The following is an 8,851-nucleotide window of genomic DNA, read 5'->3' as shown; positions in this document are numbered from 1 at the left end:
GCCCGCGCCTCGCTCGGCCGCTACTTTGACTTTTACAACAGCCACAGGCCGCATTCGAGCCATGGCGGCAGAACGCCCGACCAAGCCTACTTTGACAACCTGCCCCAGATCGAGGCAGCATGATTTTCGCCGCCGCTGGGGGCCTCATTTCGGTCGGGCTACGCCCTCCCTGCATGAGGCCCCCAGCGGCAAAACCAGACCGAAACCGGCAGGCGATCCACTTAAAATCCGCCGAATTCTGTCCAAACAATCCCGGCCAGCTCTGTGGATGGCCTTGTGCGCTTGGCTTGACTATACCATGAAGTGGGCGGGGGGGGGGCATGCATCTTCGGGGCCGGATTTGGCCTTCTGATGAATATCATTTAGTTAAATATGGGGCAAAGAAATGACAAACGATAATATTAAATATTATTCAGAGCGCCTCCCATTTTTGTGGGAGCAGTATATAAAGTATGTCACGCTCGGCATTTTTGGGACCGCGGCGCTCGCGGGCGGATTAATCATTCTTCTCAAGGACGTACAGTCTGATCTATGGCAATATAGAAATTATTTATCAACAATTGTTTGGCTTGACGCTGTATCGTGCCTGTCTTTTATGTTGTGTCGGTGGTCATCGCAAATTCTGATGGAGCGTCATTCATATGGAGATTACGACAAAGCTCTTAGCTATTTCAGCGTTGTTGGCGGTGTAATTCCGAGCGCCCTAAAAGGTGGCGATGATTCTAAAAATAAGAAATATATACGGCGCTGCTACCGCGTAAATAATATTGCGAAGTTTATTGGTTCAGGCGCATTCGCGATTGCCGTCCTTATGTCGGCATACACATTGATGCTATACTTTAACGATGCTCATAAAAAGATGACTCCACTATCGGCGGTGTCCACAGACAAGGTTGACCGGAGCCATGCTGACGCGACTCAGCCTCAGAAAGGAGGCGAGGGCGCTGCCTCACCTTCCAAATGAACTGTAATTCAATCGACGGCAAGACCCCGCGCGGCAGCTTCGACGCCTTCAACGACCGCAAGGCGACACACGTGCTGAGCGCCTTTGCCGCCGACCAGTGGATCATCCTCGGCCACCTCACCGTTGCCGAAAAGAGCAACGAGATCCCTGCCGCCCAGGAGATGATTTCCGCGTTGGGTCTGACCGGGAGACTGTTCACCCTGGACGCCATGCACTGTCAAAAAAACCTTCGAGATTGCACGGCAGACGGGCAATCATCTGCGGGTCCAGGTGAAGGCCAACCAATCCGCCCTGTTTGATGCGGCCTCGGCCATTGCAGCCACCGCCACCGCCATCGATACGGCGTTCTCACGCGGAAACGGGCGATCCCGCCAGGAGGATCGCACCGTCGAGGTCTTTCCCGTCGGCGACGCCCTGGCCGATACCGAGTGGCAGCCCTTCGTCAAAACCGTCATCCGCGTCACTCGCCGCCCCCTGTTGCGCTCCGCCGCCACCGGTCTGTGGAACCAACGCAGCGAGGTCGCCATCTACCTCTCCTCCGCCACAGACCTGCCGGCCGCAACCTGGGCCGCGGCCATCCGCGAGCATTGGGGCATCGAGAACTGGAACCATTGGGTCCGCGATGTCACTTGCGGCGAAGCCGCCACAACCCCGGCATATGGCCCGTGCCCGCAGTTTCGCCCTCAACATCCTCCGCCAAAACGGCATCAACAACGTCGCCCAGGCCATCTGGGCCGGCGGCCTCAACCTTGATCTGATCCTGGACTATGCTGGCATCTGATCAGCGTTGAACAGCCCTGCGTGGCGCCGGAGCCGCGGTTCTCATTGATGGCCGGGTTCACTTTCGCAAAAACCCAACCGGGCGCCCCCTTCTTTTTAGAAAACAACGAAGGGGGGCGCCCGCATCAGCCCTGATGCAACCGGTACCACCACCACCGCAGATACGGCATCACCCGGACGGCAACCGGCTCCGGCAGACGGGCCAACACCTGTCGGACCGTCTTGCGCAGAGCGAAGCGCAGCGGCGAATTGGCGCCAGCGCGGTGGGAGGCCAGACAGCGGCGCAATTCCTCCAGGAAGGTTTCCGCCTCGTGAAAGCCGCGCGCCCGTACCTTGGGCAAGGCGGACTCGATCTGCGCCGCCATCGTCGCGAACTGCTCCGGACTAAAATGGAGGAAGTCGCGCTGGAACGCGGCGGTCTGATACGGATTGGTGACCAGCACCAGCAACGGTTCGGCGTCGAACCCCAGCGCCAGATCGACGAAGCGGTCGATCTGGTCATGGTTGCGGCGATTGACCGTCATGCTGAGGGTGAAGACGAAGCCCTTGCGGCAACGCAGATCCTGAAGTCGCGCGAGATTCGCCAGCAAAGCCTCCCAGTCGGCCTGACGGCCACGCCGGCGCAGTTCGTCGAAAGTCGGGCCGTCGGCGGCGTCGAGCGACACCGCGATCATCCCCAGCCGTTGCCGCTCCAGCATTCCGAATACCCGGTCGTTGAGCAGGGTGGCATTGGTGACGAAGAAATAGCGGCAGCCGGGATCGACCGGGGTCTGGTCGAGAAAGTCGCTCACCGGCTTGAACAGGAACGGCTCGCCGCCGAACGGGAAGATCACCTGGAACAGCGGGGCCATCTCCCGCGCCTCGGCAAGAAACGAGTCCGGCAGGGTGCGGTGGGCGGTGGCGTCCTCGCGCTGGTAGCAGTGATAACAGTCGAGATTGCAGGCGTAGGAATAGGCGAAGCGCATCCAGCGCGGCAGCGATTCGAGCCGCAGGCTGCCGGCGGCGAATTCGCGCTGGTTGAGCTCGGCATTGGCGAGGGCCGGACCGGCCGGATCAAGCTGGTCGATCCAGTCGAGCCGCTGATAGGCCTTGCCGCCGGCCATCACCGGGCAAGAGGGCGGACAGATCGCCTGGGCGCCCTGATCGCGCATCTGGCGCCGGATCGCTTGATAGGCCGGACCGTTCCAGATCTCGCCGATCGTCGCCTGGTTGACGTTGCCGAGCGGCGTCGGGTTGTCGCAGCACATCGACACCGTGCCGTCGGGATTGTTGACCTCGAAATGGGTCCAGGGATAGTCGCAGACGAACTTTTCCATCAGATCTCAGCCGGCTGGGACGAAACATCGGTGGGAACAGGGCGGGACACCGGGGCGTCGCCGAACAAGGTGGCGGCAACGCGGTCAAGGGCGTGGTCGTCGGCATAGGGATCGAGCGCCCAACGGTACCAGTCGAGATCGATCGGCGGCAACGCGCCGGCGCGGATCCGCTCCAGAGCCGCCGCCAGCGCCGCCCGATCGCTGAACAGCAAACCGTCGGCCATCAATCGGCTGCGCAGCGCGGTCGGATGAACCACCGGCCAGTAGGTCAGCAACGGCCGCCCCGACACCAGCGCCTCGGACTGGACCGACCCCGGCACCGACACCCCCACCGTCATCCGCTCGATCACCCAGGCGGCGGGACAGGGCTCGCCGGAGCCGTCGTAACGGATGGTGATCACGTTTTCGGCGGCCATGCGCCCCTCAAGCTCCGGGGTAACGCGATAGAGTCGCTCCAGGCTCTTGCTGGCCTTGGGCTTGACCAGCACGAGCCAGCCCGGCACCCCGGCAAAAGTCTCCAGTGTCGCTGCCAGCGCCTCGGCCACCGGACGCTCGAAGCCGAGGGTGGTGTTGCTGCCGAAAAAGACCACCAGCTTCCGTCCCGCCGCCAATTCGGCCGCGATCCGCTCACGCAGCACCGGAGCGGCCTTGGTTTCACCGCTGATGCGGAAATCGTTGCGGATCTGGCCGACGGCCAGCCCCCGGCAGCGAGGCGACCATTGATCCCGATAAGTGGTTTCCTGCACGGCCCCACCGCAGAGATAGAGATCAAACAGGAAATAGGACAGACCGATTCCGGGCGATTCATTCTGATGGTAAGGCCAGCGCACCGAACGGGCGCCACAGCGGCGAAACACCACCGCCCGCAACCCGGGCTGCGAGGATTCGTCGGCGCATTCCAGCACCCAGCGGCACCGCAGACCGTATGCCTGAACCAATAACGGCAGCGAACGCCAAGCCAAACTCAATACCCGCCGCGCCGTTTCCAATGTCACCGCCGAGCCGGGAGCCCGAGACGCGGTCGCCAACACCCGGCCGGCCAGCACCACCGCCGGCACGGCCACCTCGCGCAACCAGGGACCGAGCGGGGCGGCAAAGGCATCGGGCTCGATCGTGGCGAATGGACCGGACCGGAAGGTCTCGGCTCCAGGCAGGTCGAGAATGAACAGCAGGGAATCCGGCCGCCATTTGCCCTGAGCCTCAGCCGCCTCGCGCAAGGCAGTCCAGACCGGTACCGTCCAGAAATTGGACGCCACCACATCGGCATGAACCGGCGGCCGTCGCCGCCACCGGCAGCGCAGGGTCAGGACGACGAGCCGGGCCAGGAAGGCAACGAGCCCACCCAGCAGCACCCCCCACTGCACCAGCCGCGCCGTCGGACGGAAACGCGGCCAGACCGTCGTCTCCGGCAGGGCCGCGGCGAGATCGGCCACCGCGCGCCGATCAAGCGGATGGCCGAGCGGCCCGGGCTCGGCCCCGACGAAGCCATGGGCGGCGGGTGGATCAAGATGCAGCGCCACCGCACGCAGCCGGGGCTCATAGACCGCGTGCATTTCCTTGCGCACCACCCAGGCGGCATCGCCATCACCAAGAAACGCGACCATCGCCTGTTCCAGCCGGGCGGGGCCAGGTTCGGCCATGATCCGCGCAACGGCGGCGGCACCGATCCGTTCGGCGATCACGTCGGGGGGAGACAGCAGATGGAAGGGCAGCAGCGGGAAGTGCGGATAAGGGCGCAAAACCCTCGCCACAACCGCTCTCAACCCGAGACGCATCGCCATACGTTGCCTTTCCAGATCCACGCCCGCTCTCGGACGGGCCAAACTATCGCCCGCCCCCGGCAAGACGGTCAAGCGCCATACCCCACGGGCCCAGCCACCCCCGGTCCGATCGAGAACGGGGCGTCCCACCTTCACGGCGGCGCCGCCCGGACGCTGTCTGATTGACAGAGCGGAACGGATCGCGGAAAAGTGGGCCCGGCCCGGGTCAGACGACGGCTCGGCCGTACCCCTCCAGGATTTTTCCCAGATAAGGCGTTCGATGAGCAAAACGCGATCCGCATTGGACGGCCAGTCTTATGCGCGGCAGCCGCAAATGGGATCGAACCGGGCCTTCGGCCTGGTCTTTGCCGTCGTGTTCGGCGTGGTGGCGGCGTTGCCGCTGCGCGAAGGCGGGGACCCGGCCTGGTGGGCGGCGGGGATCGCCGCCGCTTTCGCCCTGGTCGCCCTGATCTTCCCCCGGGCGCTCAAGCCGCTCAATTTCGTCTGGTTCCTGATCGGCATGGGCCTGCACCGGGTGGTCAGTCCGCTGGTCATGGGGCTGCTGTTCTTCCTCACCGTCACCCCGATCGGCCTGCTGATGCGGTTGTCGGGCAAGGATCCGCTGCGTCTCAAGCGGGACCCGACGGCCACCAGCTATTGGCTCGACCGCACCCCTGGCCCGGCAGCGGACTCGATGCGGCGTCAGTTCTAGGAGCAAGATCGTGAGCTTTCTCATCGAGCTGTGGCAATTCATCCTGACCAGGAAGAAGTTCTGGCTGCTGCCGGTCCTGATCATGATGGTGTTGTTCGGAGGCCTGATCGTCCTGTCACAAGGTTCGGCGATCGCTCCCTTCATCTACACTCTGTTCTAGACGTCAAGACGAAGGAAACGGCCGTCGTGCGCATTCTTGGCCTCTCCGCGCTGTATCATGACAGCGCCGCCGCCCTGATCGAAGATGGCGAGATCATCGCCGCGGCCCAGGAGGAACGCTTCACCCGCAAGAAGCACGACGCCGCCTTTCCCGAGCACGCCATCGCCTTCTGCCTGGAGCGCGCCGGATTTGGGCTCGCCGAGCTTGACGCGGTGGTGTTCTACGACAAGCCGTTCCTGAAGTTCGAACGCCTGCTGGAAACCTATCTCTCCTTCGCGCCCAAGGGCTTCGCCTCCTTCCGCGCCGCGATGCCGGTCTGGCTGAAGGAAAAGCTGTTCCAGAAGGATCTGCTCGGCGCGGAGATCAAGCGCCTCGCGCCGGAGTTCGACTGGCGGAACAAGCTGCTGTTCGCCGAGCACCATCTGAGCCACGCCGCCAGCGCCTTCTTCCCCTCTCCGTTCGAGGAGGCGGCGGTGCTGACGATGGATGGGGTGGGGGAATGGGCCACCACCTCGCTGGCGCTGGGCGCGGGCCATCGCCTGGAGATCCACAAGGAACTCCATTTTCCCCATTCGCTCGGCCTGCTTTATTCGGCCTTCACCTATTACACCGGCTTCCGGGTCAATTCCGGCGAATACAAGCTGATGGGGCTGGCCCCCTATGGCGAACCGAAATACGTCCAGACCATTCTCGACCATCTGATCGACGTCAAGGAGGACGGCACCTTCCGGCTCGACCAGTCCTATTTCGACTATTGCACCGGCCTGACCATGACCAACCGGCGCTTCGACGCGCTGTTCGGCCAGCCGGCGCGCCGTCCCGACCAGGACCCGCTGACCCCGTTCCACATGGACATCGCCGCCTCGATCCAGGCGGTAACCGAACTGGTGGTGACCCGGCTGTGCCGCTCGATCCGGCGCGAGACCGGGGCGCGCAATCTCTGCCTCGCCGGCGGCGTCGCCCTCAATTGCGTCGCCAACGGCAAGGTGCTGCGCGAGGGGATCTTCGACCGGATCTGGATCCAGCCGGCGGCGGGCGATGCCGGCGGCGCCCTCGGCGCGGCCTATGCCGCCTATCACCTGTTCCACGACCGCCCGCGCCGCGTCGCGGCCGGCCGCGACGCGATGCGCGGCTCCTATCTCGGCCCGGATTATTCCCCCGAGGAGATCGAACAGCGTCTCACCGCCGCCGGCGCCCGCCTGCACCGCCTCGACCCGGCCGCAATGATCGAGACCGCCGCCCAGGCCCTGGCCGAGGGCAAGGCGGTGGGGTGGATGCAGGGACGGATGGAGTTCGGTCCGCGCGCGCTGGGCGGCCGTTCGATCCTGGGCGATCCGCGCTCGCCGACGATGCAGAAGACCCTCAACCTCAAGGTCAAGTACCGCGAGAGCTTCCGCCCCTTCGCCCCCAGCGTGCTGGCCGAGGACGCCGCCGACTGGTTCGAGCTCGACGCCGACTCACCCTACATGCTGCTGGTCGCCCCGGTGCGGGAAGACCAGCGCCGGGCGATGACCGCCGAGGAACAGGCGCTGTTCGGCATCGACAAGCTCAACGTGCCGCGTTCCACGATCCCGGCGGTGACCCATGTCGATTATTCCGCCCGGGTCCAGACGGTTCACGCCGACACCAACCCGCGCTACCACGCCCTGATCGAGGCCTTCAAGGCCCGCACCGGCTGCGGCCTGCTGGTCAACACCAGCTTCAACGTGCGCGGCGAGCCGATCGTCTGCACCCCCGAGGACGCCTTCCGCTGCTTCATGGGCAGCGAGATCGAGATGCTGGTGGTGGGGGAATGCGTCCTGCACAAGGATGAGCAGGACCCCGCCCTCAAGCTCGATTACAAGAGCGCCTTCGACCTCGACTGAGGCCGACCAGACCGGCCTTTCGGCCGTGGCAAATGGTTGCTTTCGCCCAAACCCAACCGGGGCGAGGCCCCGGACCCCCTTCTTTTTTGAAAAAGGGGGGCCGGGGTCTTGTTTAATGGCCGGCGGGGGCACGCTCCCGGTCCGCCAGACGCCGCTGGATTTTCGGCGCGATCGTCTCGACCAGGGCGGCGGCCAGCAGGGCGCCCCCCGCGTCGGTGTAGTGGCACTGATCGACGTAGAGCGTGCCGGCCGCGCCGTTCAGCGCGGCGGTCAGGTCGGACAGCGCCAGCCTGCCGTCGAGATCCTGGCGCAGATCCCGATAGAACTGGGCTTCGGCCTTGCGGTCGGTCTCGGCCTTGGCCGGATCCTGGGTCAGGGCGGGAATGTCGGCGGGGAAGCGGTCCAGCGTGTAGGCGGTCGGCTGGAGCACGAACTGGAAATCGGCGCCATAGGCCTGGGCCAATTGGGCCATCATCTGGTAATTGGTCGCCGTGCCGAGCGCGGCCGCCTCGGGCACCACCGGCGACGCCGGGCCCGTCGCCGGCGCGTCGGCGGCATCGAAGTGGAAATCATTCCCCCCGGTGACGCGCAGCACGATGCGGGCGAGCAGATCGATAAAGGCAGAATGCTCGCGGAAAAAGCCGAGCGGATTGAGGAGAATCGGCTTTTGCAATTCGGCCGCGCGGACCAGCGGCACCGCGTTGGTCCAGACATGCTCGGGCAGCAGCAGATAGCGCGCGGCCCGCGCGCCCCGGGCCGCGTAGGCATCGTTGCGGCCCGACACCGACAGGACCAGATCGGCCCGGTGGCCGTCATTCAACCATTCCTTCAGCCGCAGCATTTCCTGGAACGAGGTGTAGCCCCGCACCGCAAGATTGACCACCTTGATGTCGGCACCGAACCGCTCGCGCAGCAGGCGCTCCATCTGTGAGGGAACCGTGCCGTCATTGTCGGAGGCGCCGACCCCGAACATGGTGCTGCCGCCGGTGACGATCACCGTCAGCACCGGGTTGGCATATTGGGCCGGGGTAATCGAGTTGCCGTCGGCATCGGTGCGGATGTAATGGACTCCGCCGGTGTCCTTGGTGGTGTTGACCTTGTAATTCGGCGCGGCCTGCCAGCCCAGGAACGGATGGAACGGGTTTTCAATCGCCCGCGCCGAAAAGCTCCCGGTCTCGGAAAACCGCGAAAGGATCGCCCGGGAGGCCCCTTCGAGCAAAATCAGAACGGCAAAGATTATAATTGCCGAGAAAATGACGGTTTTCTTCCTGGTGAAGACGACCTCACTCATGCC

The 8,851-nt window shown here is 64.4% G+C and carries 10 protein-coding genes; 7 read left to right on the top strand and 3 right to left on the bottom strand.

All coding sequences use genetic code 11. The annotated features are described in order from the left end of the window. The 4 genes from ACFSNB_RS11910 to ACFSNB_RS11895 all read left to right on the top strand — a co-directional run. The coding region (locus ACFSNB_RS11910; RefSeq protein ID WP_377316801.1) for an integrase core domain-containing protein at window positions 1–123 on the top strand (123 nt) is incomplete at its 5' end. Between the two features lie 262 nt (window positions 124–385). Next, a complete protein-coding gene (locus ACFSNB_RS11905) occupies window positions 386–964 on the top strand; it encodes a hypothetical protein (RefSeq protein WP_377316793.1) in 579 nt (192 codons plus the stop codon). Continuing rightward, window positions 961–1,263, top strand: coding sequence for an ISAs1 family transposase (locus ACFSNB_RS11900; RefSeq protein ID WP_377316791.1), 303 nt, complete (start codon window positions 961–963; stop codon window positions 1,261–1,263). The genes ACFSNB_RS11905 and ACFSNB_RS11900 overlap by 4 nt, the downstream gene beginning before the upstream one ends. Beyond that, window positions 1,235–1,717, top strand: a complete 483-nt coding sequence (locus ACFSNB_RS11895; protein ID WP_377316789.1) for a hypothetical protein — start codon at window positions 1,235–1,237, stop codon at window positions 1,715–1,717. The genes ACFSNB_RS11900 and ACFSNB_RS11895 overlap by 29 nt, the downstream gene beginning before the upstream one ends. A 152-nt stretch (window positions 1,718–1,869) precedes the next feature. Here ACFSNB_RS11895 and ACFSNB_RS11890 read toward each other — a convergent pair whose 3' ends face one another. Both ACFSNB_RS11890 and ACFSNB_RS11885 read right to left on the bottom strand, forming a co-directional pair. Next, window positions 1,870–3,060, bottom strand: a complete 1,191-nt coding sequence (locus ACFSNB_RS11890; protein ID WP_377316787.1) for a radical SAM/SPASM domain-containing protein — start codon at window positions 3,058–3,060, stop codon at window positions 1,870–1,872. Continuing rightward, window positions 3,060–4,799, bottom strand: a complete 1,740-nt coding sequence (locus tag ACFSNB_RS11885) for a hypothetical protein (RefSeq protein WP_377316785.1) — start codon at window positions 4,797–4,799, stop codon at window positions 3,060–3,062. Before ACFSNB_RS11885 ends, ACFSNB_RS11890 begins: the two co-directional genes overlap by 1 nt. Before the next feature lie 355 nt (window positions 4,800–5,154). Here ACFSNB_RS11885 and ACFSNB_RS11880 point away from each other — a divergent pair, with 355 nt between their 5' ends. The 3 genes from ACFSNB_RS11880 to ACFSNB_RS11870 are packed head-to-tail and all read left to right on the top strand — an operon-like array spanning window position 5,155 to window position 7,557. Further along, window positions 5,155–5,532, top strand: coding sequence for an SxtJ family membrane protein (locus ACFSNB_RS11880; RefSeq protein WP_377316783.1), 378 nt, complete (start codon window positions 5,155–5,157; stop codon window positions 5,530–5,532). A gap of 10 nt (window positions 5,533–5,542) precedes the next feature. Then, the gene (locus ACFSNB_RS11875; protein WP_377316781.1) at window positions 5,543–5,692 is read left to right on the top strand and encodes a DUF5989 family protein; all 150 of its coding nucleotides are present in this window, start codon (window positions 5,543–5,545) and stop codon (window positions 5,690–5,692) included. A 26-nt stretch (window positions 5,693–5,718) separates the two neighbouring features. Further along, entirely contained in the window at window positions 5,719–7,557 is a 1,839-nt protein-coding gene (locus ACFSNB_RS11870) for a carbamoyltransferase family protein (RefSeq protein ID WP_377316779.1), read from the top strand. A gap of 112 nt (window positions 7,558–7,669) precedes the next feature. Here the strand turns inward: ACFSNB_RS11870 and ACFSNB_RS11865 are convergent, their stop codons facing one another. Next, complete coding sequence (locus tag ACFSNB_RS11865) at window positions 7,670–8,848, bottom strand: SGNH/GDSL hydrolase family protein (protein ID WP_377316777.1); 1,179 nt, start codon at window positions 8,846–8,848, stop codon at window positions 7,670–7,672. Window positions 8,849–8,851: the final 3 nt, after the last annotated feature.

Source organism: Phaeospirillum tilakii, from assembly GCF_042683125.1.
GTDB classification, from domain to species: domain Bacteria; phylum Pseudomonadota; class Alphaproteobacteria; order Rhodospirillales; family Magnetospirillaceae; genus Phaeospirillum; species Phaeospirillum tilakii.
Note: the sequence above shows the minus strand (reverse complement) of the source record. Positions and strands in the feature narration are given on the sequence as shown.

Bases quoted from the DNA above. Each gene is read 5' to 3' on its own strand.
- ACFSNB_RS11905 (WP_377316793.1), top strand. From the start codon at position 386: ATGACAAACGATAATATTAAATATTATTCAGAGCGCCTCCCATTTTTG.
- ACFSNB_RS11865 (WP_377316777.1), bottom strand. From the start codon at position 8,848: ATGAGTGAGGTCGTCTTCACCAGGAAGAAAACCGTCATTTTCTCGGCA.
- ACFSNB_RS11900 (WP_377316791.1), top strand. From the start codon at position 961: ATGAACTGTAATTCAATCGACGGCAAGACCCCGCGCGGCAGCTTCGAC.
- ACFSNB_RS11890 (WP_377316787.1), bottom strand. From the start codon at position 3,060: ATGGAAAAGTTCGTCTGCGACTATCCCTGGACCCATTTCGAGGTCAAC.
- ACFSNB_RS11880 (WP_377316783.1), top strand. From the start codon at position 5,155: ATGGGATCGAACCGGGCCTTCGGCCTGGTCTTTGCCGTCGTGTTCGGC.